Origin of the sequence: Hydrogenophaga sp., from assembly GCF_018780075.1 — a bacterium.
GTDB lineage: Bacteria > Pseudomonadota > Gammaproteobacteria > Burkholderiales > Burkholderiaceae_C > Hydrogenophaga.
Genome location: NZ_JADMKB010000060.1, coordinates 5,809 through 31,875, shown reverse-complemented (window position 1 = coordinate 31,875; position 26,067 = coordinate 5,809). Strand labels below are relative to the sequence as shown.

The window sequence follows — 26,067 nt, the reverse complement described above, 5'->3', positions numbered from 1 at the left end:
ATCGGACAGCGGCCGGAATCCCCACCCAACAGGGAGATGGCTCCTTGTCGAGTATTGCGGACCCGTTCGCTCGATCCCTGTGAAGAAATGAAAAAAACGCTTCCTCACCTTCCGTTGAAGGGCAAACCACACAAATGTGTGACAAAAACCCCTTGCACGACCGCCTATTACACACCATGCCCGCTGTCAATTCGGGTAATTCACCTACAACCGCCAGATAGCAACACAAAAAACGAATCGAAAAGTAAAAAGCCCCGCCAGGGCGGGGCTTTCATGGGGGCGAGTCCCCATCAACCCATGTGCAGACCGCCGTTGACCGAGAAGTCCGCGCCGGTGGCGTAACCGCCCTCTTCGCTGGCCAGCCAGGCGATGATGGAGGCGATTTCGCTCGGCTTGCCCAGGCGCTTGACCGGCACGGTGGCAACGATCTTCTCTAGCACGTCAGGACGGATGGCGTTGACCATGTCGGTGCCGATGTAACCCGGGCTCACGGTGTTGACCGTCACGCCCTTGGTGGCCAGCTCCTGGGCCAGCGCCATCGAGAAGCCGTGCATGCCAGCCTTGGCGGCCGAGTAGTTGGTCTGGCCGGCCTGGCCCTTCTCACCGTTCACCGACGAGATGTTGATGATGCGGCCCCAGCCCTTTTCAACCATGTCGCCCACGACCTGCTTGGTCACGTTGAACATGGAATCCAGGTTGGTGTTCATCACCGCGTCCCAGTCCTCGCGCGACATCTTCAGGAACATGCGGTCCTTGGTGATGCCGGCGTTGTTGACCAGCACGTCGATGGTGCCGTGCTCGGCCTTGGTCTTGGAAAAGGCCTCGACCGTGGAGTCCCAGTCACCCACGTTGCCCACCGAGGCGTAGAAGGTGTAGCCCAGGGCTTTCTGTTCGTCCAGCCATTTGGTGAAGTCGCGCGTGGGGCCGCAACCAGCGATGACCTTGAAGCCCTCCTTGTGCAAGCGTTGGCAGATGGCGGTACCGATGCCGCCCATGCCGCCGGTGACGTATGCGACTTTTTGACTCATGTTCTTTGCTCCTCTAGGTGGTGCCGAATGGCATTAAAAAATCAATCCGAATGAAGTGCCTGTGGGTCAGGGTGCGGTGAAACCGGCTTCGCCGGGCCACTCGCACCGCCCCCTGGGGGGTGACGCCGCAGGCGGCGCAGGGGTGGGCCGATTACCGCTCGACAGCCAAAGAAACGCCCATGCCGCCGCCGATGCACAGCGCGGCCAGGCCCTTCTTGGCGCCGCTGCGCTGCATCTCGTGCAGCAGCGTCACCAGGATGCGGCAGCCGGACGCACCGATGGGGTGGCCGATGGCGATGGCGCCACCATTGACGTTGACCTTGGCCGGGTCGATGTCCAGCGCCCGGTTGACGGCGCAGGCTTGGGCGGCGAAGGCTTCGTTGAGTTCAAACACATCCACGTCGGACGCTTTCCAGCCGGCACGTGCCAGGGCCTTCTGCGAGGCCGGCACCGGGCCCATGCCCATGGTGGCCGGGTCCAGACCGCTGGTGCCGAAGGCGGCGATGCGCGCCAGCGGCGTCAGGCCCAGGGCCGCGGCCTTCTTGGCTGTCATCACCATCACGGCGGCGGCGCCGTCGTTGATGCCGGATGCGTTGCCGGCGGTCACGGAACCGGCCTTGTCAAAGGCGGGACGCAGACCGGCCAGCACTTCGGCGGTGGTTTTGGCGTTGATGAATTCGTCGCTGTTGAACAGCACGGGGTCGCCCTTGCGCTGCGGAATGCTCACGCCAACGATCTCGTCCTTGAACTTGCCCGCGGCCTGGGCGGCGGCCGCCTTCATCTGGCTGCCAGCAGCCAGGGCGTCCTGCATTTCGCGCGTGATGCCGTGGGCCTTGGCCACGTTCTCGGCAGTGATGCCCATGTGGTACTGGTTGTACACGTCCCACAGACCGTCGACGATCATGGTGTCGGTCATCTTCCAGTCGCCCATGCGCTGGCCGTCGCGGCTGCCGTTGAGCACGTGCGGGCTGGCGCTCATGTTTTCCTGGCCGCCGGCGATCACGATCTCGCTGTCGCCCCAGGCCACGGCCTGCGCGGCCAGCATCACGGCCTTCAGGCCCGAGCCGCAGACGGCGTTGATGGTCAGCGCCGGGGTTTCCTTGGCCACACCAGCCTTCATCATGGCTTGGCGGGCGGGGTTCTGGCCCGCGCCCGCGGCCAGCACCTGGCCCATGATCACTTCACCGATCGCATCGACCGGCAGGCCGGTGCGCTCCAGCAGCGCCTTGATGACGATGCTGCCCAGCTCTGTGGCCGGGGTCTTGGCCAGCGAGCCGCCGAACTTGCCCACGCCTGTGCGAGCGGCTGAAACGATGACGATGTCTTCCATGGGTTGTCTCCTCAGAGGTCAAAAAAACGGTGGTGAAAAATTCAGGCCCTGGCCTTGACGTAGCGGCCGGGTGCGGGTTCGATGGCCGCGTAGGCCTTGCCTTTGCCGTAGGTCTTGGGCGCAGCAATTTGCTTGCCAGCCAAAGGCTTGAGCCACGCGGCCCAGTCGGTCCACCAGCTGCCTTTGTGTTCTGTGGCGCCGGCGATCCATTCGTTGACATCGGTCGGGAAGCGGGTGGCACTGCTCACCCAGTGGCTGCGCTTGCCGGCGGCCGGCGGGTTGATCACGCCAGCGATGTGGCCGGACGCGCCCATGACGAAACGCTTCTTGCCCGGGAACACCTGGGTGCTCGCATACGCACCGCCGATGGGCACGATGTGGTCTTCGCGCGAGCCGTAGATGTAGACAGGCAGCTTGACCTGGCGGAAGTCGATCTTCTCGCCGCAGACGGTGGTCTTGCCAGGCTTCACCAGGTTGTTTTCCAGGTAAGTCTGACGCAGGTACCAGGCGTAGTAAGGGCCCGGCAGGTTGGTGGCGTCCGAGTTCCAGTACAGCAGATCGAACGGTGGTGGCGACTCGCCTTTCAGGTAGTTGCCCACCACGTAGTTCCACACCAAGTCGTTCGGACGCAGGAAGCTGAAGGTGGTGGCCAGGTCGCGCCCGGGCATCAGGCCGCCCTGGCCGAACTGCATCTCGCGCATCTTCACGAAGGGCTCGTCGATGAACACGTCGAGGATGCCGGTGTCGGTGAAGTCGATCAGTGTGGTCAGGAAGGTCGCGCTGTTCACAGGCTCTTCACCGCGCGCTGCCAGCACGGCCAGCGCGTTGCTGAGCATGGTGCCGCCGACGCAGAAGCCCAGCGCGTTGATGGTCTCGGCCCCGGTGATGTCTTGCGTGACGCCGATCGCTTTGATCACCGCGTCTTCGATGTACTGGTCCCAGGTGGTACCGGCGAGTGACTCGTCCGGATTGCGCCAGCTCACCACAAAGGTGCGGTGGCCCTGCTCCACGCAATAGCGGATCAGCGAGTTGGTGGGCTGCAGATCAAGGATGTAGAACTTGTTGATGCACGGTGGCACCAGCAGGAACGGACGCTCGTAGACCTTGGCGGTGAGCGGCTTGTATTCGATCAGCTGGAACAGTTCGTTCTCGAACACCACGGCGCCTTCGGTGGTGGCGACGTTCTTGCCGACCTCGAACACGCTCTCATCCGTCATCGACACATGGCCCTGCTTCATGTCGTGCAGCAGGTTGGCCACGCCCTTGGCGATGCTCTCGCCCTGGGTGTCAATGGCCTTCTTCTGCGCTTCGGCGTTGAAAGCGAGGAAGTTGCTCGGTGCGCTGGCGTCGATCCACTGCTGCACCGCAAAGCGCACGCGTGTCTTGGTCTTGGCGTCACCCTCCACCGCATCGGCCAGTGCCATCAGCGTGCGGGCGTTGAGCAGGTAGGCCGCGGCCGAAAACGCGGCCACCGGGTTGCTCGCCCACGCTTCTCCTGCGAAGCGGCGGTCGCCCTGCGGCTTGGCGTCTAGGCCATGGTTCCAGAGGCCCGCCACGTCCTTGAGGTAGGTGTTCTGGATCTCGAGCAGCTTGGCCGGATCGAAGCTGACCTTCTGGCCCGCCGCGGTGTTGAACATCTCGCCCATGCCCGGTATGCCCATGGCGCCACCGACTTGCGGCATCGCCATGCCAAACGGGTTGGCAGCCCCAGCTTGTGGCATGAAGGCCTTGAACGCGGCGAACGGATCGGCCGCGCCCTGCGGCGCCTGCGCCACCGCGCCCGGAAAAGCCTGGGCGGCCTGCGTCCACTGGTTGATGAGGTTTTGCTGAAACTGCTGCGCGGCCTCCAGCCACGGCTGAGGGGCGTTTTTCCCAGATGTCATGCTTGTCTCCAATGGTATTGACCAGCGGCTTATTATCGGTCCCTCTTGGGAGAGGTTCCGGGTTTTCCCCAGTGTCTGTCCTGCTGCTTCCAGCAGGCTGACAGTTTCTTTCCCGCTGTACAAGGAACGCTGTGTATCTGGTTGTGATCGGTTGGCTGTACGTGGTGATGATGATGGCGGTGGCCGAAGCGTCGAACACGACAGGCACCGTTCTCGGAGCCATTGTGACCTTCTTTTTGTACGGTTTGCTTCCGGTCGCATTGGTGGTTTACCTGATGCGTACACCCCAGCGGCGAAAGGAGATCAAGGCGCGTGAAGCGGTTGAAGACCAGGCCCGCCGTGCCGCTGCAGCCGAAACGACCACGCCGCCCGATTCAGCCCAGCCAGATGCAGGCGGCCATGCGGCCGGTGCTGCCCAGGCGGACGGCATCGCGGCGGTGCGAAAAGAACCTTGAAGCCTGCGAGACGGTGCACCACAGCGGTGTGCCATCGTTGCCCGACACCTGGGTGATGCCCAGCGCCTGCAGGCGCAGTCGGGCCAGCGCCTGCAGGTTCGCCCGGTATTTACCGGGCGCTGACGATGGGGAGAAACAGGCTGCGGCGCTGGCCTGCTTCGAGACAAACGCCTCGCGCACTTCCGACCCTACTTCAAACGCTTCGGGGCCAATGCACGGGCCGAGCCAGACCAGTGTGTTCGCCGCCACGCGGTCGTGGCTGACCGACGGGTCTGCGCGTTGTGCGGCGTGCACGAACGCATCGAATGTCGCCTCCAGCACGCCCTGCCCTGCGGGCTCTGCCCCCTCGCCCGCCAGCCCTCGCCAGCCGGCATGGGCGGCCGCCACCGCCGTGCCCGCCGAGTTCGTGAACAGCACCGGCAAACAATCCGCCACCATGATGGTGCAAGCCACGCCCGGCCGTGTGCTCAGGCAGGCATCGGCCTCCGTGCCGTCGGCGGTGTCGGCATCCAGCTCCGCCACCGCCACGCCGTGCACCTGTGTCAGGAACACAGGGCGCACGCCGGTCGCGCCGCGCAGTCGCGTGCGGTTGGCCGCCACAGCCACCGGATCGTCGCGCACATGGTCGCCCAGGTTGAAGCTGTCGAACGGCGCCTGCGAGACACCACCCTCGCGCGTGGTGAACAACGCACGCACCCGGGCCGGTGCCGGCCAGTCGGGCACGAGCCAGTCGTGCGGAATGGTCGTCAAGGTTCGTTGTCCGGGCAGGCCGACGGTTGCGCCTGCTGGAACGCGGGCAAGGCCATGCAGGCTTCAAAGGCCGCCATGGTGCGCGGCAGGCCGTCGAGCGGGGTGTTGAAGCGCTGGCCGTTGAAGATCTGCGGCACCAGGCAGCAGTCGGCCAGCGTGGGCGTGTCACCGTGGCAGAAGCGCGAAGCCGGCAGCTGGGCGAGCTGGCGCTCGAACGCCTCGAGACCGGTGCGCACCCAGTGGCGGTACCAGGTGTTCTTGGCCTCTTCGTCCACCTTCAGTTCCCTGGACAGGTACTTCAGCACGCGCAGGTTGTTGATCGGGTGGATTTCGCACGCGATGGACTGCGCCAGCGCCCGGACGCGCGCGCGGCCGATGGCGTCGCGCGGCACCAGCGCGGGCTCGGGATGCACCTCGTCCAGGTACTCGATGATTGCCATCGATTGCGACAGCCGCGTGCCGTCGTCCAGTTCCAGCAGCGGCACCAGCTGGTCGGCGGACACGTCGCCATAGGCCGCAAGCTTGTGCTCGCCCTTGGCGAGGTGCACCGACACGTAGTCGTACGACAGGCCCTTGAGCGCGAGCGCGATGCGCACGCGGAACGAGGCCGAGGAACGGAAGTAGTTGTAGAGCTTCATGGTGGCGAAGGATAAACCGGACCGTCCGGCAGGAGCCCTGGGGGCGGCAAAGCCCCACCAGGTCCGGGCCCGGTGAAATCCGTTGGCACGCCCGCATGCCGAACAAAACGCCCCGAAGGGCGTTCTGACCCACCGATGCGGGCACGACCGTCACCGGTCAGCGCATGGAGGCCTGGGTGTCCCTGAGGGCTGGGGCCAGCGCGACGCTGGTGCGCCCAGGGGAACTCAGCGTGCCGGGACGATCACCAGGGTGTCGCCGGTGGTGGCGGCACCGCGAGGACCTTTGCTGCCGGTGGCGCCTGTGGCACCGGTGTAGCCGGTGGCGCCGGTGTCTCCGGTGGCACCGGTTCCGCCCGTGGCGCCGGTGTAGCCGGTCGCGCCAGTGGCCCCGGTGTCACCCGTGGCGCCCGTCCCACCGGTCGCACCGGTGTAGCCCGTGGCACCTTGGGCCCCGGCACCGCCGGTGGCACCGGTGTAGCCGGTCGTGCCGGTGGCGCCCGTGGCACCGGTCGCGCCCGTGGGGCCCGCCGGGCCGGGCGGCAGCGAGAAGCAGGCGGAGAGCACCACAGCGGTGGTGGCGATGGCGAAGAATTTGAACGAATGCATGGTGATTCCTTGGTCGCTGACAAGGAGCCACCGCATCCTGTCGGTGGTTCCTGCAGAGTCGATCAGCTTCTGGCACAGGCTTTTGAGCGTCGGCTGATCAGGCCTCGCCCCGGTAAGGGCGGTTCGGCGGCCGTGTGGCCGGCATCCCCGCTTGACGCGAGCTTGCGCGGTGTGCGCGTGCGCGTCGGTGTGCCAGCGCACACCGACGCGCACGGTCCCACTGGCCCGGGCGACCGGGTGTTGAGCAGCGACGGGGCTGGGCGGAGGTCTCTTCAGGCAGGCGCAGGCAACAGCGCCGCCAGGGCTGCCGCCACCGCCGGCACGATGCTCACCGCGTTGCTGGCGTGAGGGATGCAGTCGGTGCTCCAGATCTGGCTGGCACCGGCCTCGCGGATCAGCTGCACGGCACCGGCGGCGAACAGCGCGTGCGTCACCGCCACGTCCACCGACGCCGCACCGGCGGCCTTGAGCAGCCGCGCGGCCTGCGCCACCGTGTGACCCGAGCTGGCCACGTCGTCCATCAGCACCACCGAGCGCCCGGTAACGGGCAGGCCGGGCAGTTCGATGTCCACATGGCGGTCGCCGTGGCGCGTCTTGCGGCACACCCCATGCGCCCAGCCGTGGCGCTGCGCGGCCTGCGCCACCCACTGCAGAGACTCTTCGTCGGGACCGATCAGCAGCACCTCCTGTCGCTGGCTGGCGATGAAATCGGCCAGCAGCGGCGCGCCGCTGAGCACCACTGCGTCTTTCACCGGCACCGCCTCTTGCAGCGTGGCCACGCGGTGCAGGTGTGGGTCGACCGTGATCACGGCGTCGAACAGCGTGGCGAGACAGGCGCCCAGCACACGCTGGCTCACCACCTCCCCGGGGTTGAACGCAATGTCCTGTCGCATGTAGGCCAGGTACGGCACCACCAGCGTGAGGTGCCGCGCGCCGAGCTGCCGCGCGGTGGGTGCCGCGAGCAGCAGCTCCACGATTTTTTCGTTGGGCTGGTGCAGCCCGCGCCAGATCACCACGCGCGGCGGCAGCGCCTCGGGCAGGCGCAGGCGCAGCTCGCCGTCCGGGAACCGGTGTCGCTGGATCACCGCCAGCGTGAGGCCCGCCGCGGTGGCCGCGGCCTGGGCGATGGTCTGCTCGTCGTCAAAACACAGCAGGCAGCCCGTGGACGGACTGGAGGTGGAAAGCATCACGTCAGAACTCCACAAAAACGTGCGGCACCTGCCCGGCTTCGCCGAGGGTGTAGCCGCTGGCCCGCAGCGTCGCCTGGCGGGCGAACTCCAGATCGGCCGGGTAGCTGGCGTGCACGCGGTACAGCACCTCGCCCTCGGCCACGGCATCCCCCAGCTTGGCGCACAGGTCCACGCCCGCCCCCTGGACCTTGGGCGCCCCGGCCAGGCGGGCGATCTGCGCGATCTGCAGGTTGTCGATGCCGGTGACCACGCCCGCCCGCGGTGCGGTCAAGGCCAGCGTGAGCGAGCCCAGTGCGGGGTGGTGGTGGTCGAATCCGCGCGCGCCCTGCGCCGCGATGATGGCCTGCATCTGCGCCAGCGCGCGGCCCGAGTCGAGGATGTCGCGCGCGATGCGGAAGCCATCGCCGCCGCGCACATCGGGGCTGCATTCGATGAGGCGACCCGCCAGCCGCAGCGATTTCTGGCGCAGGTCGTTGGGGGCATCGGGGTGGTTCTCCAGCACCTGCATCACGTCGCGCGCCTCCAGCACCGGGCCGACGCCCCGCCCCACGGGCTGGCGGCCGTCGGTGATGACCACGTCCAGCGACAGGTGCAGGCGCTGCGCCACGTATTCGAACAGGCGGCGCAGGCGCTGCGCCTCGGGCATGGACCGCACCTTGGCGGTCGGACCGATGGGAATGTCAAGCACCAGGTGGGTGGCGCCGGCCGCGATCTTCTTGGAGAGGATGGACGCCACCATCTGCCCGGGCGAGTCGATGTTCAGCGGCCGTTCGACCGAGATCAGCACATCGTCGGCCGGCGAGAGGTTGGCCGTGCCACCCCAGGCCAGGCAGCCCTTGAGCGTGTGCACGATGCCGGTGAGCTGCTCGAACGGGAGCTCCACGTTGGCCAGCACCTCCATGGTGTCGGCTGTGCCGGCGGGCGAGGTGATGGCGCGCGACGAGGTCTTGGGAAACACCAGGCCGTAGGCCGCGACGATGGGCACCACCAGCATGGAGGTGCGGTTGCCGGGGATGCCACCGATGCAGTGTTTGTCGACCACCAGCGGCTCGTGCCAGTCCAGCTTGCGGCCGCTGGCCACCATGGCTTCGGTGAGGAAAAACACCTCCTCGCGGTCCAGCTCGCTGCGGTTGCTGGCGACCACAAACGCGGTGAGCTCGATCTTGGAATAGCGGTGCTCGGCGATGTCGCGCACGATGGCGTGGAAGTCGTCGCGGGTCAGGCGCTCGCCGTTGATCTTGCGAAACAGCGCCGGGATGGACTCGGCCGGCTCGGCCTGAGACACCGACGCCGGGTGGCCATCGGGCACATCCAGCTGCGCGAACGCGTCTTCTGACACGCCCAGTTCGCCACAGCCGACGATGGCCACATCGTCCACCACGTTGAGCGTGGCCAGGATGCGCTGGCCGTTGGCGCGCACCTCCACCTTGGACAGGGCCTGGAAGCCCTCGGCCCGGTAGACCGCGCAGTCGCGGTGCAGGTAGGCCACGTTCTCGTGGTAGGTGTCGATGGCCACGCGGCGCAACACCAGGCTGTCGCGGGCGGGCGTCGCTGGTTCGGGGGGTTCGCTCATGACGGCACGATACACCGCCGAAAGACCCGGGCGATTGCGCACAGCGCGCCCACTTCAGGTTTCCATGGTTTCAGAGAGCCACCCCAAGGCATGAAACGGCGCCCAGGAACCAACACCCCCTCCGGCGCGAAATGCCTTCATCCAGGATGCGGTGGAACCGGCTTCGCCGGGTCACTCGCATCGCCTCCTGGGGGGTGACGGCCCGCAGGGCCGGCGCGGGGGGTGCCGTGTTCAGCCTACCACCAGCCGCATCCCGGGCATGAACCGCTCGGACTCCGCGCGCCGCTCCAGCGCCAGCCGCATGTTCATCTGCGCCACCTCGGTGTGCTCCACGCCGAGCGCCTGCGCGCGCGCGCCCTCGCCCCGGCGCAGCGCGTCGAACAGCATGTGGTGCTGGCGGTGGGCGTAGAGCATCCAGTCGCGGTCCAGCGCCACCGTGCCCTGCATGGGCAACATGGCCGAAGCGGGGGCGAACGGCAGCTTGTCGTTGAGGGCCACGGCGCGTTGCAGCGCGCGGTTGCCGCAGGCGTCCAGGATCAGCGCATGAAAGCGGTCGTTCATGGCCGCGTAGGCGGCGTAGCTCTCGATCGTGAGCGGGCTGTCGGCGAGCAGGCGATCACCCTCGTCCAGACAGGCCTGCAGATCGCCATGCAGCTGGCGCGACACGCCGTGTTCGGCGACCAGCCGCGCCGCCATGCCTTCCAGGTGGCCGCGCACGGCTATCGCGTCGGTGACCTCCCGGGCGGTGAACTGGCGCACCAGGTACTTGCCGGTGTCGTTGGCCTCGACCAGCCCTTCCTGCTCCAGCGTCACCAGCGCGGCGCGCACCGGCGTGCGCGAGGCGCCCAGGCGCTCGGCCAGTTGCTGCTCGGCCAGCCGCTGCCCGGGCGCGAACTCACCGCTCAGGATCAGGTCGCGCAGTTGCATCAAAACGGTTTCTTGCAGGCTCATGCGGCAAACTGTACACTGAATCAACAAAACGGGATACCGTTTACCCTCATCCGCTGAGCAACCCACAGGAGCCGCCATGAAAGCCGAACTGAACCAGCGCATCACCCAGGTCGGGCCGGGCACACCGGGCGGTGAGCTGCTGCGCCGCTACTGGCAACCGGTGGCGCTGCTCGACGAGTTCAACCCGGCGCTGGACCCGGCCATGGGTGTTCGCCCGGTGAAGGCGGTGCGTGTGTTGGGGCAGGACTTTGTCTTGTTCAAGAACGCGCAGGGTGCGTTCGGCCTGCTCGACCGCGACTGCCCGCACCGCGGCGCCGACCTGGCGTTCGGCCGCAACGAGGGCGACGGCCTGCGCTGCCCCTTCCACGGCTGGAAGTTCGACGTGCGCGGCCAGTGCACCGAAACGCCGGCCGAACCCGCCGGCAGCACGCTGTGCACCCGCATCCAGCAGCGCAGCTATCCACTGGTGGAAAAGGCGGGCGCGCTGTTCGGCTGGTTCGGCCCCGAGGGCAGCACGCCACCGCCCTTCCCCGCGCTGGACTGCTTCGAGGCGCCCGCCACGCACAGCTTCGTGTTCAAGGGCCTGTGGCACTGCAACTGGCTGCAGGCCTTCGAGGTCGGCATCGACCCGGCGCACGCCTCGTACCTGCACCGCTTCTTCAACGACGCTTCGCTCGAAAACAGCTACGGCAAACAGTTCCGCGGCGCCAGTGTGGGCGAGGTGGGCGGCGAGCGCTGGCCCATGACGAAGGTGATGCGCGAATTCGGCCAGCCGGAGATCAGTTTCACTCCACAGCCGTATGGCCTGCAGCTCACCGCCCTGCGCCCCATGCCCGACGCGCTGACCCACGTGCGCATCACCAACGCCGTGTTCCCGCAGACCTTCGTGATCCCGCTCTCCGAGACCCTGACGATCACGCAGATGCACGTGCCGGTGGACGACACACACAATTACTGGTTCGCCTTCTTCACCAGCTTCGCCGATCCCATGGACAAGAACACCATGCGCAACCAGCGCCTGGACGCCGTCACCCTGCCCGACTACATCCCGAAGTCCGGCCGCCACAACCAGTGGGGTTTCAACGCCGAAGAGCAGCAGAACCGCACCTACCTCGGCATGGGCGAAGACGACATCAACGTGCACGACCAGTGGGCCTGCGAGAGCATGGGCGCCATCCAGGACCGCACGCGAGAGCACCTGGGCACAACAGACAAAGTGATCATGGCGAACCGGCGCCTGCTGCTGCAGGCCATGGACACCGTGGAGCAAGGTGGCACGCCGCCCGGCATCGCCGACCCGGCGCTGGCGCCCGCCATCACCGGCCCCGACACGGTGGACGGCATCGCCCCCGCCGACGGCTGGCCAACCTGGTGGCAAGACGCGGTGCGAGCCAAGCGCGCAGGCGCGCCCTGGCAAAACACCGCCGCGCAAGCCGCGACCGAAACGGCCGACGCGAAATGAACCATTTCGCCGAACGCTGCGGCCTGCACGACGCCACACGCGAAGCGGCCTGCCAACGAGTGGCTCGGCTGATCGAAGCCAGCGGCGTCCAGCGCGTGCGCATGGGCTGGTGCGACGTGCACGGCATGCTGCGCGGCAAGACGCTGATGGCGCCGGCCGCGATCCAGGCGCTGCGCCACGGCGTGGGCATGGTCGGCACCATGATGCTCAAGGACAGCGCGGACCGCACGGCGTGGAAGGTGTTCGAGTCCGGGGGCGCGGCCGACCTGCCCGGCTTTGAAGGCGCGGCCAACCTGATGCTGCTGCCCGACCCGGCCAGTTTCACGCGGCTGCCCTGGAGCGCCGGCACGGCCTGGCTGCGCTGCCAGCCCTGGTTCCAGGATGCCACGCCCGTGTCCATCGACAGCCGCCGGGTGCTGCAGCAGGCGCTGGCGAAACTGGGCATCACCGGCTTCGGCCTCAAGACCGGCCTGGAGGTCGAGTTCCACATCTACCGCATCACCGACACCGCGCCGCAGCTCGACCCCGAACTGGCCGGCTGGCCCGGTCTGCCGCCGAGGGTGGAGATGATCCACCCGGGCTACAACCTGCAGTCCGAGGCCATGATGGACATGGCCGACGAGCCGATGCGCATCGTCATGGACACGGCGCAGGCGCTCGGCCTGCCCCTGCAATCGCTCGAAATCGAACTGGGTCCCAGCCAGGTGGAGGCGGTGTTCGACGCCACCGACGCGATGACGGCCGCTGACCAGATGGTGCTGTTCCGCAACGGCGTGCGTCAGGCGCTGCGCCGCGCGGGCTACCACGCCACGTTCATGTGCCGCCCGCCCTTTCCGAACATCATGTCCAGCGGCTGGCACCTGCACCAGTCGCTGGTGGAGCGCGACACCGGGCGCAACGCGTTCGCGCGCGCCAGCGCCGAACCCGGGCGCACGCGGGCAGACGCGCGACACGCGCTCTCGGACGTGGGCGCCCACTGGCTGGCCGGGCTGCTGGCGCACGCCGAGGGCATGACCGCCTTGTGCACGCCCACGGTCAACGGCTACGGCCGCTTCCGCCCGAACGCGCTCGCACCACAAAGCATCCTCTGGGGCCAGGACAACCGGGGTGCCATGCTGCGCGTGGTCGGCGGGCCGGGCGATGGCGCCACGCGCATCGAAAACCGCATCGGCGAGCCCGCCGCCAACCCCTACCTGTACATCGCCTCGCAGATTCACGCCGGGCTCGACGGCCTGCTGCGCGGGCTGGAGCCCCCCGCCGCATCGGACACGCCCTACGCCAGCGAACACCCCAGAATACCCAGCACGCTGGGCGACGCACTGGCCGCCCTTCGCGCCGATGCGGCGCTCAACGAAGGCCTGGGCGACGAGGTGGTGCAGCATTTCTGCCGCATCAAACAGTCCGAGATCAACCGCCACGCCGACGCCAAAGACACCATCGATTTCGAGCGCCGCGAATACTTCAGCCGCACCTGATCACCCACCCCCACGAGACCATGATCCAGATCCGATTCATCCGCGCCGACGGCACGGAGCAGACCATCCAGACCGCACCGGGCCAGAGCCTCATGAAAGCGGCCGTGGACGCCGACGTCAAGGGCATCGACGCCGACTGCGGCGGCTCGCTCACCTGCGCGACCTGCCACGTGATGCTGGACGAGCCCTGGATCGGCCGGCTGCCGCCCGCCATCCCCGACGAGCGCGACATGCTGGACTTCGCGGCCAGCCCGGTGGAGCCGGGCAGCCGCCTGAGCTGCCAGATTCAGCTCACGCCCGCGCTCGACGGGCTGGTGGTCCGGCTGCCGGCCAGCCAGTACTGACCCCAATCCTCCAGCCCTCCGCCAGCCCTGCCTGCCTATACTGACCGCCTGCCCCACCCCGCGTCAGAAAGGACTTCATGAGCTTCGTTTTCACTCCACAACCCGTCGTCTCCGTGCCCGTGGTCGGACGCGCCGAACGCTTTCCGGTGCACCGCATCTATTGCGTCGGCCGCAACTACGAAGAGCACGCCAAGGAGATGGGCTTCACCGGCCGTGAGCCGCCCTTCTTCTTCCTCAAGCCGGCCGACGCCATCGTGGTCGCCGACCCCGGCAAGACCGCGGTCATTCCCTACCCCAGCCTCACCTCCAACCTGCACCACGAGATCGAGCTGGTCGTGGCGATTGGCAAAGGCGGTCGTGGCATCAAGGCCGAAGACGCCGCCAGCCACATCTTTGGCTACGCCGTGGGCCTGGACATGACCCGCCGCGATCTGCAGACCGAGATGAAGAAGCAAGGTCGCCCCTGGTGCATCGGCAAGGGTTACGACCAGTCGGCCCCCATCGGCCCGATCACGCCCGCCGCGGAGGCCGGCGACATCGGCAACGCCGCCATCTGGGTCCAGGTCAACGGCAGCGACCGCCAGCGCAGCAACATCGCCAAGCTGATCTGGAACATCGCCGAGACCATCGAACACCTGTCCAACGCCTGGGAACTGCAGCCCGGCGACCTGATCTACACCGGCACGCCCGAAGGCGTGGCGGCCGTGGTCAAGGGCGACACCATGACCGGTGGCGTCGACGGGCTGAGCGGCATCACGGTCAAGGTGGCCTGAAGCCGGGCCCGACCAGCATCAACGCCCACTTATAATTTCGCATGGGTGAATGCATTTCATAAAAATAAATCACGAAATGGCCACCCACGTCCGCCCCTCGCGGGTTTGACCCGAAGCGCCCCCGTTGCGCCAGGCCTTAACTTCGTCGGGCTGACACCTTCACGTTTCTCTTTTGATTGACCGAACCCAGGAGACCCATTCAATGATCCAACGCAGAACCCTGCTCCAGTCCGGCGCCGCCGTGGCCTTTGGCGCACCCGCCCTGGTGGGCCTGGCCCAGCAGAGCGTCACGCTCAAGTTCCACACCTTCATGGCGCCGCAGTCCAACGTGTGGCTCAACATGCACAAGGCCTGGATGGACAAGGTCACCAAGGACTCGGACGGCCGCATCAAGTTCGAGGCCTACCCCGCCATGCAGCTGGGCGGCACGCCCGTGCAGCTGTTCGATCAGGCCCGCGACGGCGTGGTGGACATCGTCTGGACCCTGCCGGGCAACACGCCGGGCCGCTTCCCGCGCATCGAGGTGTTCGAGCTGCCGTTCATGATGAACAACGCCGAAGCCACCTCGAAAGCCTTCTGGGAATACACCCAGACCGCCGCCAAGGACGAGTTCAAGGACGTGCAGGTGCTGGCGCTCCAGGTGCATGGCCCGGGCATGTTCCACATGCGCAACAAGCAGGTCAAGACCGCCGCCGACCTCGTGGGCTCCAAGGTGCGTGGCCCCACGCGCCAGATCACGAAGATGCTGAGCTACCTCGGCGCTTCGCCGGTGGGCATGCCCCTGCCGCAGATCCCCGACGCGCTGTCCAAGGGCGTGATCGACGGCTGCGTGATCCCCTGGGAAGTGGTGCCCTCGGTCAAGGTGCACGAACTGACCAAGTTCCACAGCGAGTTCGACCCCGCCGGCGGCGCGCTCTACACGACCACCTTCGTGATGGCGATGAACAAGGCCAAATACGCGTCGCTGCCGCCCGACCTGAAGGCCATCATCGACAAGAACTCCGGCCTGGAGACCTCGGCCTGGCTGGGCAAGGTGCAGCAGACCGGCGACATCGCCGGTCGCGAGTCGGCCGTCAAACAGGGCAACTCGATCTACACCATCCCCGCCGCCGAAGCGCAGGATTTCAAGCGCAAGGCCCGCCTGGTGGAGGTGGAGTGGATGCAGGACATGGACAAGCGCGGCTTCAACGGCAAGCAGCTGCTGGAGACCGCCAAGGGCCTGATCGAGAAGCACGGCAAGGTGGCCGCAGCGCCTGCGGCGCCCGCCAAAGCGGCTGCGCCGGCCAAGAAAGGCTGATCACCGGAGACCCTGTCTCCGTCCCCACCGACCAAGGGCTCCTCACGGAGCCCTTGGTCATTTCCCCCTACACTTTGCCGCATGCAACGCAGCCCCATTCAGCACTGCCGCCAATGCGGCGCGAGCGTCACCTACCGGCTTCCCGACGACGGCGACACCAAACCCCGCGCGATCTGCACCGTGTGCCACACCGTGCACTACGAGAACCCGCTCAATGTGGTCGGCACGGTGCCGGTGTGGGGCGAGACCGGCGAACAGGTGCTGCTGTGCCTGCGCAACATCGAGCCACGCAAGGGCAAATGGACCCTGCCGGCCGGCTTCATGGAGCTGGGCGAAACCACCGCCGAGGGCGCGCACCGCGAGACCATCGAAGAAGCGGGGGCGCAGATCGAACTCGGCGAGTTGTTCACCCTGATGAACGTGGCACGCGTCGGCCAGTTGCACATGTATTACCGGGCCCGTCTGATCAGCGACCAGTTTGATCCCGGTTTTGAAACCATCGAGGCCCGGCTCTTCACCGAAGACCAGATTCCCTGGGACGAGATCGCGTTCCGCACGGTGCGCGAAACGCTGGAGTGCTATTTCGCCGACCGCCGCCGCGGGCGGTTCGGGTTCCACACCATCGACATCGCCTGAGCGCCAGCCGCCGCCCCACCCAGCGCGCGGCGGCTGCAACGAACCGCCCTCCAACGCTGGGCTTCCCGCCCCCCCCCACACCGTGCAGACCATCCTGGATCCGAAATGGCATCTGTTCGCGAAAGTCGCGGAGCTGGGCAGCCTGTCGCGCGCCTCTGCGGCGCTGGACATGCCCCCGTCGGTGGTCAGCCGGCACATTGCCCAGCTCGAAGAGGAGTCCGGCAGCCGCCTGTTTCGGCGCACGGGTCGCGGGGTGGTGTTGACCGAACTCGGCGAGCGGATCTACCCGCGCATCAGGGCCATGATCCTGGCGAGCGAGCAACTGGCCGACGACATCCGTTCCAGCCGGGGCGTGCCCATGGGCGAGGTGCGGCTGGGCTTGCTGCCGTCGACCGTGGCGATTCTCGCGGGGCCGCTCTTCGCTGAAGCCAAACAGCGGTTCCCCGAGGTGCAGCTGCACATCACCGAAGGTTCCAGCGCGCAGCTCGAAGAGTGGCTCAAGGAGGGACGCCTGGACCTCTCGCTGTTGCTGCGGGAGGAAGACACCGCGCACCCGGACGAGCCCGTTCTGACCACGTTGCCGCTCTCGCTGATCGTTCCGGCGGCCCACCCGCTCGCGTCTCGCCAGACCATCAGCTTCAACGAGGTCTTGGCGCTTGCGCTGGTGTTGCCGTCCAACCCTCACCCCATGCGATCGCGCCTGGAGGGCCTGGCGCGGCAGCGGGATGCGTCGCTCCAAATGGCGGCGGAGGCCGACTCCATCCACCTCCAGCACGAGATCGTGGCGCACGGCGGCGGGTTCGCCATCACCGCGGGTCAGCTGAGCGCACCCCAGCGCGAACGCCTGGCGACCCTGCACATCGTCGACCCCGTGCTCTCGCGCTCGGTGGTGCTCGGCACCACCCTTCACCGGCCGTCCACCCACGCGCTGCGCGAGGTGTCCAGGCTGATTCTGGAAGTGGCCCCAGCCCTGCTGAATTCGTAAGGCACGACAGCTCGGCCAACCGGATTCCGGACAGCTGCTTTCCCGTTCCGGGGCTCCCTCACGGAGCGGTTGCTCCCTAGCATGCACTCCCATCGACAGGAGACATGCCTTGGGAATCACCCACCACCCTGCGGCCACCGCTGTGCCGCCGACCCTCTTCATTTCCGACGCCGACGTCGGCCAACTCGCGGACTGGGCCTCGGCGGTCCAGGCGCTGCGCCAGGCGTACGCCAGCGCCATCGACCCCGCCATGGTGCCCCCACGCTCGATGGCCCGGGGCGACGGCCTGTGGCTGCGGGCGCTCACCGCCGTGTCGCCTTCGGGCGGCCACCTGGGCTGCAAGCTGATCTCGGCGTCGGTGACGCACCGCCGGGCCAGCTACCTCATCTCGCTCTTTGACCAGACCACGATGGGCCTGACCGCCCTGATCGACGGCAACCGGATCACGGGCATCCGCACCGCCGCCACGGCCGCGGTCGCCGTCGACCGGGCCGCGCCCCGGCGGCCGCTGCGCGTGGCCGTCATCGGCTCGGGCTTCGAAGCGCGCGGTCTGCTGCTGGCCCTGGCCTCGGTCCGCGAGCTGGCGGGCGTCAAGGTCTTCAGCCCCACGCCCGCCAGCCGCGAGCGGTTTGCCGCCGACATGCGAAGCCAGGCGTCGCTGGACGTGGCGCCGACCGCCTCCGCGCAGGACGCGGTGCAGGGCGCCGACGTGGTCCTGTGTGCCGCGCGCAGCCGCGACGAGTCGCCCGTGCTGCAGGGTGAGTGGCTGGAACCCGGCATGACCGTCGTGTCCATCGGCTCCACCCTGCCGGAACAGCGGGAGGTGGACGAACAGGTGCTGGCGCGGGCCCACCTCATCGTCGCCGACATGGTCGATGAAGTGGCCCACGACACCGGCGACATGCTCGCCGCCAGCCGGGCGCGGGTGGACGTGTCGTCCAAGCTGGTGTCGCTCGGCGATTTTGTGGCGGGCAAAGCCGTCCGCCAGCAGGCCACCGACATCGTGGTCTACAAGTCGGTCGGCTCCGCCTTGCAGGACGTCATCACCGCCGAAATGCTGCTCGCCCGCGCCCGAGAACAGGGCGTCGGCACACCGCTCGCCCACAGCATCGTCCCCGTGTCCAAGTAACCCGTCCCGTATCAAAAGGAACACCATGGCTTCGTACCAACGCAATGACGCCCGCGCCTGGGCGCGTGAACACCTGGTGGGCTGCTCCGCAGTGACCATCCCCTCCTACTCAGCCGACCTCACCCGGCTCAACGAGCGCGGCATACGCCACGACATCGGGCTGGCGAAACAACTGGGCTACACCTACACCCTGCTGTGTGCCGAGCTGGCGATCACACCGGAGGAAAACGCGCAGTTCACCGCCGTGGCGCGTGAGGCCGGCGGCCAGGACTTCGGCCTGTTCTTCCACGCGGCCTTCGGCACGCTGGCCGAAAACATCCGGGCGGTGAAGCTCGCCGAGAAGGCCGGCGCCGACATCGTTCTGTTGTCGTACCCGCCCCAGTTCTGGCCCACGACGGAACAGGAAATCCACGACTACACCAAGGCGTTCTGCGACGCGACCGACCTGGCCGTGATGCTGTTCCCGATCCCGCTGTGGGGCTTCGAGCGCGTGCACCCGGCCGGCATGTCGGTGTCGCTCGTGCGCCGCCTCCTGAAGGACTGCCCCAACATCGTGGCCATCAAGTCTGAGCAGGGCTTCCCGCTGCCGGCCGGCATCTGCGAGATGTACCACCACTTCCGCGACGAGGTGGTGATCAGCTGCCCCATCGAGGGCGACGCCATTCCCCTGATGAGCCTGATGGAGCTGCAGTTCTCCGGCACCAGCAACACGCAGTGGATGAGCGACTACTACCCGCGCGCCTTCGAGCTCGCCCGCCAGGGCGAGTGGGAAGCCGCCATGGCGCTGTACTGGAAGGTCAACCCCGCGCGCAGCGCCAACGGTGCAGCCGCGCAGTCGTACACGGGCGGCACCGGCGTGTTGAACCGCACCATGTGGAAGTACCAGGACTGGCTGGCCGGCTTCAACGGCGGCCCCCTGCGCGCGCCGGCCATGCGCATCCCTGACCGTTTCATGAAGCCCCTGCGCCATGGGCTGGTGGCGTCCGGACTGCCCGTGACCGACGACCCCGACAGCCAGTTCATGGTCGGTCGTTTTCCTTGCTGAACAGGGCGGTCCCATGAAGACACTGCTCAAAGACCCCGGCCTGTGGCGCGAAGCCGCGCTGATCGACGGCCAGTGGATCACCGACACGCCGCACGGCGTTTCCGATCTCCACAACCCCGCCGATGGAACGCTGCTCGCGCGACTGCCGCGCTGCAAGGAAGCAGAAACCACCCGCGCCGTGGAAGCGGCCGACCGAGCCTTCCGCACCTGGCGCAAGACCACGGCCCTGCACCGCTCGCAGATCCTGTACCGCTGGTGGCAACTCATTGTTGAAAGCAAGAACGACCTGGCCACACTGATCACGCTGGAGGAAGGCAAGCCCCTGGCCGAAGCGCGCGGCGAGATCGACTACGCCGCCGGTTTCGTGCAGTGGTTTGCCGAAGAAGCCAAGCGCGTGCGCGGCGATGTGATCCCGGCGCCCAAGGAGACGCAGCGCATCGTCACGCTCAAGCAGCCCGTCGGCGTGTGCGCGGCGATCACGCCCTGGAACTTCCCGGCCGCGATGATCGCCCGCAAGGCCGGACCGGCGCTCGCCGCGGGTTGCACCATGGTCGTCAAGCCCGCCAGCCAGACGCCGCTGACGGCGCTGGCCCTGGGCGAACTCGCCCTGCGCGCGGGCGTGCCTGCCGGCGTGTTCAACGTGCTCACCGGCAGCGACACGCGTGCCATCGGCGGTGTGCTGACCTCGCACCCCCTGGTTCGCAAAATCACCTTCACCGGCTCGACCGAAGTGGGCCGCGTCTTGCTTCAACAGTCCGCCGCCACCATCAAGAAGTGTTCGATGGAGCTGGGCGGCAACGCACCCTGCATCGTGTTCGACGACGCGGACCTCGACCTGGCGGTCGAAGGCATCCTGGTGGCCAAGTTCCGCAACACCGGCCAGTCCTGCATCGCGGCCAACCGCGTGCTGGTGCAGGACGGCATCCACGATGCGCTGGCCCGGCGCCTCGCCGAGCGCGTGGCCGGTTTGAAGGTTGGCCACGGGCTGGAGGACGGCGTGCAGATCGGTCCGATGATCGACGCGGCCGCCGTCCGCAAGGTCGAAGCGCATGTGGCCAACGCCGTCGCAGCGGGCGCGCGCGTGCTCACCGGCGGGCGACGCCATGCCCTGGGTGGCGGCTTCTACGAGCCCACGGTGCTCGCTGACGTGACGCCCCACATGGCCGTCGCCATCGAGGAGACCTTCGGCCCCGTGATGCCCTTGATCCGCTTCAGGACCGACGACGAAGCGATCGCGATGGCCAACGACACCGAGTTCGGCCTGGCGTCCTACCTGTTCAGCCGGGACGCGTCCCGCATCTGGCGCACGGCCGAGGCCATCGAGAGCGGCATGGTCGGCATCAACACCGGCCTGATTTCCACCGAGGTTGCGCCCTTTGGCGGCGTCAAACAAAGCGGGCTGGGGCGCGAAGGCTCCCAGTACGGCATCGATGAGTTCATCGACATCAAGTACCTGTGCTGGGACGGCATCGGCACCGACTGACGGCCCTGTTTTCGAACCACCCAAGGAGACTTCCATGTTCAACACCTCCAGGCGCAGCCTGCTCAAGACACTCGTCGGCACGGCCCTGCTCGGCGCAACGACCACCGCATCCGCGCAATCCGGTGCGGGCGCCGGCGTCATCAAGGTGGTCGTGCCCTTTGTGGCGGGCGGCATCACCGACCAGGTGGCGCGTGGCGTGCTGGACCGCGTGTCGAAATCGCTGGCGCAGACCATCGTCATCGAGAACCGCCCCGGTGCGGGCTCGCGCATCGGCTCGGAGGCCGTCATGCGCGCCGACCCCGACGGCACGACCCTGCTGTTCACCAATCCGAGCTACACCATCCTGCCCATCACGGACGCGGCGGTGAAGTACGACCCGGTGAAGGCGCTGATGCCTGTGGCCCTGGTGGGCACCTACGGCCTGCCCGTCGTGGTGAGCAGCCGGCTGAACGTCGGCACCCTCGGCGAGTTCATCGCCCACGCCCGGAACAACCCCGGCAAGCTGAGCTACGGCAGTGCAGGCATGGGCAGCGGCGCCCACTTTGCGGGCGAGTTCTTCCAGCGGCTGACGGGCATCGAGATGGTCCATGTGCCGTACAAGTCCACCTCCGCCGCCATCATCGACGTCGCCGGTGGGGTGCTGGACCTGACGTTCGACGCCACCGCCAAGTCCTACGCCGACGCGGGCAAGGTGAAGATCGTCGCGGTCACGGGGGCCCACCGCGACCCGCGCCTGCCCAACGTGCCCACCGCGGCAGAGAGCGGTCTGAAAGAGTACGTCCTGAGCTCCTGGCTGGGCGTGTTCGCACCGCCCGGAACACCGACCCCACTGGTGGAGAGGCTCAACAAGGCGGTGAATGCCGCGCTGGCAGATCCCACGCTGGTGAAACAGCTGGAGGATTTGGGCATCACCACCGCAGGCGGCCCCCCCGCTGCCCTGGCCACCTCGGTGCAGCAAGACATGGCGGTGTACCGCCGCATCGCCACCGACGCCAAATTGACGTTCAAGCCATAGATTCTCTGCGCGTCTGAATGAAGGGAATGAGACTGCCGTCTTCGCACGCAGCATGCCGGCAACGCCGCATGGCGCGGGAAACGCCGCTGGCCGCACAGGCTCGGCGCAGGCTGATGCTGTCTGCGGGCATCAAACCCTCCGCCTCAAGATGACCTTCCCGGCCTTGAGCAAGTGTTCAACCTTCATTTCACGGCTGACCAACTGCAAGCTGTGTAGAACGCTCGGACGATTGGTCTGACGTCGGTACAGCTGCTGTGGAAGCGGGATGGATGAGATTTTGTCGCTCGAACGCAGATGAAAAACAAAAAAGCCCGCAACCTTTCGATTGCGGGCTTTCAGTAAAAATGGTCGGCGTGGCGGGATTCGAACTCGCTACCCCTTGCACCCCATCGAAATATACGTGAAATTTCATGGAATTTCCTAGGACGTTATGGGACGATGTTTTCTGTTTTAAATCATATAGATACAAAGGATACTTGATCCCAAGTTGTCCCACAAAATACACTGACAGCGTTTTTTCTGTTTACCCCACCGTTTACCCCATGGAGGCCTCATGACACGGTACCCAAAGGCGGGAAAGGGCAAAAAGTGGACGACGCTGGAGCTCAAGGCCATGCCCCCGGAATGGCGTGGAGACACCCTCAGTGACGGCGACGGACTCATCGGCGAAGTCCGGGTCGCCAACGACCAGAGCGTGTCGGCCCGCTTCAAATTCGCTTTCCGGTGGGAGAGCAAGGTGGCGTGGCACCCGTGCGGCACCTGGCCCAACGTGTCCATGGAGCAGATCCGCCGTCTGCGCGATGAGGCCCGTGACCTCGTGCGTTCCGGCGTCAACCCCAACGACCAGAAGAAGGCCGAGCGCATCGAGAACCAGGCCGCGGTCGAAGCGACGATTGCGCAGGCCGCCGCAGAGGCCAGCCAGAACCGACCGTTCAAGGACATGTTCGACGCCTGGCTGGCGGATGGGGTGGCGCGCAAGGACGGCAACGCCGAACTGCGCCGCTCGTTTGAAAAGGACGTGCTGCCCGTCTTGGGCGACAAGCCGGTGCGGAGCATCACCGAGCACGACCTGCGCAAGGTCCTGCGAACCATGGTGGCCCGTGGCGTGAACCGCATGTCGGTGCGCGTACACCAGGACCTGGTGCAGCTGTTCGCCTGGGCCGAGAAGCGCCAGCCCTGGCGCGGCCTGCTGATCGAAGGCAACCCGGCCGACCTGATCGAGATCCGCAAGATCGTCTCCAAGGACTTCGACATGGTCAACGAGCGCGACCGCGTGCTGTCGGCCAAGGAGTTGCAGGAACTGCAGGAGATCTTTGAGCGCATGGAGGTCGAGTACGAGGAAACGCCAGCCGGCCACAAGTACGAGGTGCAGCGCCCGCTCAAGCGCGAGACCCAGCTGGCCATCTGGATCTGCCTGGGCACGCTGTGCCGCATCGGCGAGCTGCTGATGACCCGCTGGGAAGACGTGGACCTGGTGGAGCGCTACTGGACCATCCCGATCGAAAACGTCAAGGGACCGATGGGCAAGAAGCAGGGTCACCGGGTCTACCTCTCGGACTTCTCGCTGCGGCAGTTCCAGGCGCTCAAGGCAATGACCGGTACATCGCCCTACTGCTTCCCGGCCCGCAACCACAAGGAAGACACCCACATCGACGTCAAGACCGTGTCCAAGCAGGTGGGCGACCGCCAGATCCAGTTCAAGACCCGCAAGGACCTGTCACGCCGTGCCAACGACAACGCGCTGGTCCTCAAGAGCGGCAGCCACCGAGAATGGACCCCGCACGACATGCGACGCACCGGCGCCACCATGATGCAGGCGCTGGGCATCCTGCCCGACATCATCGACCGCTGCCAGAACCACGTGATGGCCGGCAGCCGGGTCCGGCGCCACTACCTGCACCACGAGTTCGCCGACGAGAAGAAGGCGGCCTGGGAGAAGCTGGGGCAGCAGATTGACGCCATCCTGGCGCAGAACAATCCGTCGTTGTCCGCTGCGCCCGCACAAGCGGCGACGCACAAAGGCTAAAGCCAGCACAGACCGAAGCTCACCGCGCCCTGCACGATAACGTCGGCAAAGGTATCGTGCTTGTTCCTTGTTATCCAAGGGACGGCGTGGACATCTGTTGCTGCCACCTGCCATCAGGCTGACGGCAGTGACCCACCAGGGCAAACCACCCTTTGCCTATTTTGTTGGGCATTTCAGCCATCAACGCCCAGTTCAATGGGCAAACCCATCACATCCGCACGAGCTGCTGGACCCCCGTCCTGCTCTGCAGCGACGTCACGGCGCAAGAGACTGCAGAACCGGCATCAACGCGACACGAACTCTGCCGACGACTGCCGGCAACGGTTCCGGAGCCAGATCGTTCTTTCGAAGAAACGCCAGCCACAGGGCCTGCCGAGAGGCATCACCCGCGAACTCGTCTGTCAGGCCGACAGGCAGCGCATGGGGAACCGTCATGCCGCGCCGCTCGAAGGTGGCCTTGACCGCCTGGGCCAGCAAGTCGTTGTCGAGAGTCTCCCTGTCCAGAAGCACCGACAGATCGAAGTAGTCCTTGAGGCGGCTGTTGGTCATGCCCAGCAGGACGATGGCATGGAGCTTCTCCGCGATGACGGTGTATTTGGGGTAGACCCGCAGCCTTGGCGCGGGCAGATCTTCCAGCAGCACCGGGTAGACCGAATCGACGGGCGCCGGCGTGACCGCATCACCGAAGCCGACGTCGATCTGGGTCTTGCAGCGTGCCCGGGCCAGATCCCCAGCAACGATCACGCGCACGCCGCCGTAGCCTGCCTCCTTGCGGATTTCCTCGACCGTGACCGAGGCAGGATCGAACACGATCCCGTCATCGACTGCCACAGCGGCAATGTCTCGGAAGGCCTGTGCGACCGAGTCCAGATCGCGGGCACCGAAGCCGAGCAGATCGGCATCGCGCGTGGCCCTGTGCGGCATGTCGTACCAGAGCGTGAACAGCAGCGCCCCCTTCAGCAGGAAACGATCCGCGTACGGAGACTGGGCCATCCGGTAAAGGATGCGCTCCAGCGCAAAGCGCACGAGCACCTGATTGAAATCGACGCCTTGTGCCTTGGCCACGTTGAGCAGGCGTGCGCGAACGGACGCGGCAACGTTTGGACCAGCGGTGCTCATCCGATGCTCTCCAGGTAGGGCCGCATCACGTTGGCCACGCGGCAGACCTTGGCGTAACGCCAGATCTCATCCACCGACGCCTTGTTCCTCGAACGCGCGTCCTTGAGTGCTTCCAGGGCCACGTCCAGGCCAATCTTGTTCCTGTGCTTGAAGCAGTCAGCCACCGTCTTCGCAACACCGTAGACCCGCAGCCTGACGCCATCGCGCTCCACTTCTTCGACTCCTGCGGAGAAGGCCTCGCCCGTGAACTGCACCATCTTGATCGGCGGGTAGTCGATCCGCGGTGGGTGGCTGCCGCGCGGCATGGCAATCCAGACCTGGCGCGGCAGTTGGGTGGTCAGCTCGTGGAACTGCAGAGCAGTAAGCAGGCAGAACACGGCCTGTGGCACCTTTGCAGCGACCGTACCGAGGCTCTCGAACTCTGACACCTGTGCATCCGGCAGGCGATAGAGACCTCGCCCGACCCGCTCCAGCAGCCCAGCGGCATTCAGCCGCGTGAGAACGACCCGTGGCGCATCGATGGCAGCCAGGTCGCTGGCGCGCAGGAGTCCTTTCTGGCCGACCAGATCAAGGACACGCCGGGTGTGGGTTTCGGAAAGCATGCCTCAGTATGTTCCGTAATTTCGTCGAATGCAAGCTATCGACGCCAAATTGGAACACTTCGATCTCGGGGCCTGCTTGAGATCGGCGCACATCTCTGCATAGAAAAATCGTCGCAGTTGATCCAGAAAGACAACTGTCGCAAGAAATTCATCCATCAAGGTGACCAGCCGATGTTGACGTCGGGTGATGGTGCCTCGTCCAGACTCGGCACTCGCAGCTTGATTTCAGCCCGAATCCAGCACCTCAACAGCCTGCTCTGGCCCCTAGAGTG

25 protein-coding genes are annotated in these 26,067 nt (G+C 66.6%); 13 read left to right on the top strand and 12 right to left on the bottom strand.

Annotated elements, in window-relative coordinates:
* Positions 1-290 precede the first annotated feature (290 nt).
* From phbB to phaC, 3 genes are all read right to left on the bottom strand, one after another.
* A complete protein-coding gene (gene phbB / locus IV088_RS12595; RefSeq protein WP_291102368.1) occupies positions 291-1,028 on the bottom strand; it encodes an acetoacetyl-CoA reductase in 738 nt (245 codons plus the stop codon).
* 151 nt (positions 1,029-1,179) lie between these two features.
* Complete coding sequence (locus tag IV088_RS12590; RefSeq protein WP_291102366.1) at positions 1,180-2,358, bottom strand: acetyl-CoA C-acetyltransferase; 1,179 nt, start codon at positions 2,356-2,358, stop codon at positions 1,180-1,182.
* A 41-nt stretch (positions 2,359-2,399) separates the two neighbouring features.
* On the bottom strand, positions 2,400-4,019 hold the full coding sequence (gene phaC / locus IV088_RS12585) for a class I poly(R)-hydroxyalkanoic acid synthase (protein ID WP_291102399.1): 1,620 nt from the start codon (positions 4,017-4,019) through the stop codon (positions 2,400-2,402).
* Between the two features lie 353 nt (positions 4,020-4,372).
* On the opposite strand from phaC, the gene IV088_RS12580 reads away from it, so the two are divergent.
* On the top strand, positions 4,373-4,696 hold the full coding sequence (locus tag IV088_RS12580; protein ID WP_291102364.1) for a hypothetical protein: 324 nt from the start codon (positions 4,373-4,375) through the stop codon (positions 4,694-4,696).
* On the opposite strand, the gene pgeF is transcribed toward IV088_RS12580, so the two are convergent.
* The 6 genes from pgeF to IV088_RS12550 form a co-directional block, all read right to left on the bottom strand.
* Complete coding sequence (pgeF, locus tag IV088_RS12575; RefSeq protein ID WP_291102397.1) at positions 4,616-5,437, bottom strand: peptidoglycan editing factor PgeF; 822 nt, start codon at positions 5,435-5,437, stop codon at positions 4,616-4,618. The two genes, IV088_RS12580 and pgeF, sit on opposite strands and share 81 nt — an antisense overlap.
* 5 nt (positions 5,438-5,442) lie before the next feature.
* A complete protein-coding gene (gene maiA, locus IV088_RS12570; protein WP_291102362.1) occupies positions 5,443-6,084 on the bottom strand; it encodes a maleylacetoacetate isomerase in 642 nt (213 codons plus the stop codon).
* A 225-nt stretch (positions 6,085-6,309) separates the two neighbouring features.
* Positions 6,310-6,690 carry a hypothetical protein gene (locus IV088_RS12565; RefSeq protein ID WP_291102361.1) on the bottom strand — a complete coding sequence of 127 codons (381 nt, stop codon included), beginning with the start codon at positions 6,688-6,690 and terminating at the stop codon, positions 6,310-6,312.
* Positions 6,691-6,962: 272 nt separating this feature from the next.
* On the bottom strand, positions 6,963-7,877 hold the full coding sequence (locus tag IV088_RS12560; RefSeq protein WP_291102395.1) for a ribose-phosphate diphosphokinase: 915 nt from the start codon (positions 7,875-7,877) through the stop codon (positions 6,963-6,965).
* Positions 7,878-7,881: 4 nt separating this feature from the next.
* Positions 7,882-9,453, bottom strand: coding sequence for a thymidine phosphorylase family protein (locus IV088_RS12555; RefSeq protein WP_291102359.1), 1,572 nt, complete (start codon positions 9,451-9,453; stop codon positions 7,882-7,884).
* Positions 9,454-9,684: 231 nt separating this feature from the next.
* The gene (locus IV088_RS12550; RefSeq protein ID WP_291102357.1) at positions 9,685-10,404 is read right to left on the bottom strand and encodes a GntR family transcriptional regulator; all 720 of its coding nucleotides are present in this window, start codon (positions 10,402-10,404) and stop codon (positions 9,685-9,687) included.
* 76 nt (positions 10,405-10,480) lie between these two features.
* On the opposite strand from IV088_RS12550, the gene IV088_RS12545 reads away from it, so the two are divergent.
* The 11 genes from IV088_RS12545 (at position 10,481) to IV088_RS12495 (ending at position 22,048) form a co-directional block, all read left to right on the top strand.
* The gene (locus IV088_RS12545) at positions 10,481-11,866 is read left to right on the top strand and encodes an aromatic ring-hydroxylating dioxygenase subunit alpha (protein WP_291102355.1); all 1,386 of its coding nucleotides are present in this window, start codon (positions 10,481-10,483) and stop codon (positions 11,864-11,866) included.
* Positions 11,863-13,341, top strand: a complete 1,479-nt coding sequence (locus tag IV088_RS12540; protein WP_291102353.1) for a glutamine synthetase family protein — start codon at positions 11,863-11,865, stop codon at positions 13,339-13,341. The genes IV088_RS12545 and IV088_RS12540 overlap by 4 nt, the downstream gene beginning before the upstream one ends.
* A gap of 20 nt (positions 13,342-13,361) precedes the next feature.
* Positions 13,362-13,685 carry a 2Fe-2S iron-sulfur cluster-binding protein gene (locus tag IV088_RS12535; protein WP_236965054.1) on the top strand — a complete coding sequence of 108 codons (324 nt, stop codon included), beginning with the start codon at positions 13,362-13,364 and terminating at the stop codon, positions 13,683-13,685.
* Between the two features lie 77 nt (positions 13,686-13,762).
* The gene (locus IV088_RS12530) at positions 13,763-14,458 is read left to right on the top strand and encodes a fumarylacetoacetate hydrolase family protein (protein WP_291102350.1); all 696 of its coding nucleotides are present in this window, start codon (positions 13,763-13,765) and stop codon (positions 14,456-14,458) included.
* Positions 14,459-14,660: 202 nt separating this feature from the next.
* The gene (locus tag IV088_RS12525; protein ID WP_291102348.1) at positions 14,661-15,755 is read left to right on the top strand and encodes a TRAP transporter substrate-binding protein; all 1,095 of its coding nucleotides are present in this window, start codon (positions 14,661-14,663) and stop codon (positions 15,753-15,755) included.
* Between the two features lie 81 nt (positions 15,756-15,836).
* Complete coding sequence (locus tag IV088_RS12520) at positions 15,837-16,391, top strand: NUDIX hydrolase (RefSeq protein WP_291102346.1); 555 nt, start codon at positions 15,837-15,839, stop codon at positions 16,389-16,391.
* A gap of 82 nt (positions 16,392-16,473) precedes the next feature.
* Positions 16,474-17,376 (top strand): LysR substrate-binding domain-containing protein, encoded by a 903-nt coding sequence (locus IV088_RS12515; protein WP_291102344.1) that lies wholly within the window; start codon positions 16,474-16,476, stop codon positions 17,374-17,376.
* Between the two features lie 109 nt (positions 17,377-17,485).
* Complete coding sequence (locus IV088_RS12510) at positions 17,486-18,505, top strand: ornithine cyclodeaminase family protein (RefSeq protein WP_291102342.1); 1,020 nt, start codon at positions 17,486-17,488, stop codon at positions 18,503-18,505.
* Positions 18,506-18,530: 25 nt separating this feature from the next.
* Positions 18,531-19,550, top strand: coding sequence for a dihydrodipicolinate synthase family protein (locus IV088_RS12505; RefSeq protein WP_291102340.1), 1,020 nt, complete (start codon positions 18,531-18,533; stop codon positions 19,548-19,550).
* Between the two features lie 13 nt (positions 19,551-19,563).
* Complete coding sequence (locus IV088_RS12500) at positions 19,564-21,033, top strand: NAD-dependent succinate-semialdehyde dehydrogenase (RefSeq protein ID WP_291102338.1); 1,470 nt, start codon at positions 19,564-19,566, stop codon at positions 21,031-21,033.
* 34 nt (positions 21,034-21,067) lie between these two features.
* A complete protein-coding gene (locus tag IV088_RS12495) occupies positions 21,068-22,048 on the top strand; it encodes a tripartite tricarboxylate transporter substrate binding protein (RefSeq protein WP_291102336.1) in 981 nt (326 codons plus the stop codon).
* A 187-nt stretch (positions 22,049-22,235) separates the two neighbouring features.
* Here IV088_RS12495 and IV088_RS12490 read toward each other — a convergent pair whose 3' ends face one another.
* The gene (locus IV088_RS12490; protein ID WP_291102334.1) at positions 22,236-22,460 is read right to left on the bottom strand and encodes a hypothetical protein; all 225 of its coding nucleotides are present in this window, start codon (positions 22,458-22,460) and stop codon (positions 22,236-22,238) included.
* Between the two features lie 141 nt (positions 22,461-22,601).
* Between IV088_RS12490 and IV088_RS12485 the strand changes: the two genes are divergently transcribed.
* On the top strand, positions 22,602-24,074 hold the full coding sequence (locus IV088_RS12485) for a site-specific integrase (protein WP_291102332.1): 1,473 nt from the start codon (positions 22,602-22,604) through the stop codon (positions 24,072-24,074).
* A gap of 255 nt (positions 24,075-24,329) precedes the next feature.
* Here IV088_RS12485 and IV088_RS12480 read toward each other — a convergent pair whose 3' ends face one another.
* Together IV088_RS12480 and IV088_RS12475 are read right to left on the bottom strand one after the other, a co-directional pair.
* Positions 24,330-25,193: a nucleotidyl transferase AbiEii/AbiGii toxin family protein gene (locus IV088_RS12480; RefSeq protein ID WP_291102330.1), complete on the bottom strand. Its 864-nt coding sequence runs from the start codon at positions 25,191-25,193 to the stop codon at positions 24,330-24,332.
* On the bottom strand, positions 25,190-25,795 hold the full coding sequence (locus IV088_RS12475; protein ID WP_291102328.1) for a type IV toxin-antitoxin system AbiEi family antitoxin domain-containing protein: 606 nt from the start codon (positions 25,793-25,795) through the stop codon (positions 25,190-25,192). Before IV088_RS12475 ends, IV088_RS12480 begins: the two co-directional genes overlap by 4 nt.
* Between the last annotated feature and the right edge of the window lie 272 nt (positions 25,796-26,067).

Bases quoted from the DNA above. Each gene is read 5' to 3' on its own strand.
- IV088_RS12540 (WP_291102353.1), top strand. From the start codon at position 11,863: ATGAACCATTTCGCCGAACGCTGCGGCCTGCACGACGCCACACGCGAA.
- IV088_RS12505 (WP_291102340.1), top strand. From the start codon at position 18,531: ATGGCTTCGTACCAACGCAATGACGCCCGCGCCTGGGCGCGTGAACAC.
- IV088_RS12475 (WP_291102328.1), bottom strand. From the start codon at position 25,795: ATGCTTTCCGAAACCCACACCCGGCGTGTCCTTGATCTGGTCGGCCAG.
- IV088_RS12530 (WP_291102350.1), top strand. From the start codon at position 13,763: ATGAGCTTCGTTTTCACTCCACAACCCGTCGTCTCCGTGCCCGTGGTC.
- IV088_RS12560 (WP_291102395.1), bottom strand. From the start codon at position 7,877: ATGCTTTCCACCTCCAGTCCGTCCACGGGCTGCCTGCTGTGTTTTGAC.
- phaC (WP_291102399.1), bottom strand. From the start codon at position 4,019: ATGGGCATACCGGGCATGGGCGAGATGTTCAACACCGCGGCGGGCCAG.
- phbB (WP_291102368.1), bottom strand. From the start codon at position 1,028: ATGAGTCAAAAAGTCGCATACGTCACCGGCGGCATGGGCGGCATCGGT.
- IV088_RS12545 (WP_291102355.1), top strand. From the start codon at position 10,481: ATGAAAGCCGAACTGAACCAGCGCATCACCCAGGTCGGGCCGGGCACA.
- IV088_RS12565 (WP_291102361.1), bottom strand. From the start codon at position 6,690: ATGCATTCGTTCAAATTCTTCGCCATCGCCACCACCGCTGTGGTGCTC.
- IV088_RS12525 (WP_291102348.1), top strand. From the start codon at position 14,661: ATGATCCAACGCAGAACCCTGCTCCAGTCCGGCGCCGCCGTGGCCTTT.
- IV088_RS12500 (WP_291102338.1), top strand. From the start codon at position 19,564: ATGAAGACACTGCTCAAAGACCCCGGCCTGTGGCGCGAAGCCGCGCTG.
- IV088_RS12480 (WP_291102330.1), bottom strand. From the start codon at position 25,193: ATGAGCACCGCTGGTCCAAACGTTGCCGCGTCCGTTCGCGCACGCCTG.
- IV088_RS12485 (WP_291102332.1), top strand. From the start codon at position 22,602: ATGACACGGTACCCAAAGGCGGGAAAGGGCAAAAAGTGGACGACGCTG.
- IV088_RS12535 (WP_236965054.1), top strand. From the start codon at position 13,362: ATGATCCAGATCCGATTCATCCGCGCCGACGGCACGGAGCAGACCATC.
- IV088_RS12555 (WP_291102359.1), bottom strand. From the start codon at position 9,453: ATGAGCGAACCCCCCGAACCAGCGACGCCCGCCCGCGACAGCCTGGTG.
- IV088_RS12495 (WP_291102336.1), top strand. From the start codon at position 21,068: ATGTTCAACACCTCCAGGCGCAGCCTGCTCAAGACACTCGTCGGCACG.
- IV088_RS12490 (WP_291102334.1), bottom strand. From the start codon at position 22,460: ATGAAATTTCACGTATATTTCGATGGGGTGCAAGGGGTAGCGAGTTCG.
- maiA (WP_291102362.1), bottom strand. From the start codon at position 6,084: ATGAAGCTCTACAACTACTTCCGTTCCTCGGCCTCGTTCCGCGTGCGC.
- IV088_RS12520 (WP_291102346.1), top strand. From the start codon at position 15,837: ATGCAACGCAGCCCCATTCAGCACTGCCGCCAATGCGGCGCGAGCGTC.
- IV088_RS12590 (WP_291102366.1), bottom strand. From the start codon at position 2,358: ATGGAAGACATCGTCATCGTTTCAGCCGCTCGCACAGGCGTGGGCAAG.
- IV088_RS12550 (WP_291102357.1), bottom strand. From the start codon at position 10,404: ATGAGCCTGCAAGAAACCGTTTTGATGCAACTGCGCGACCTGATCCTG.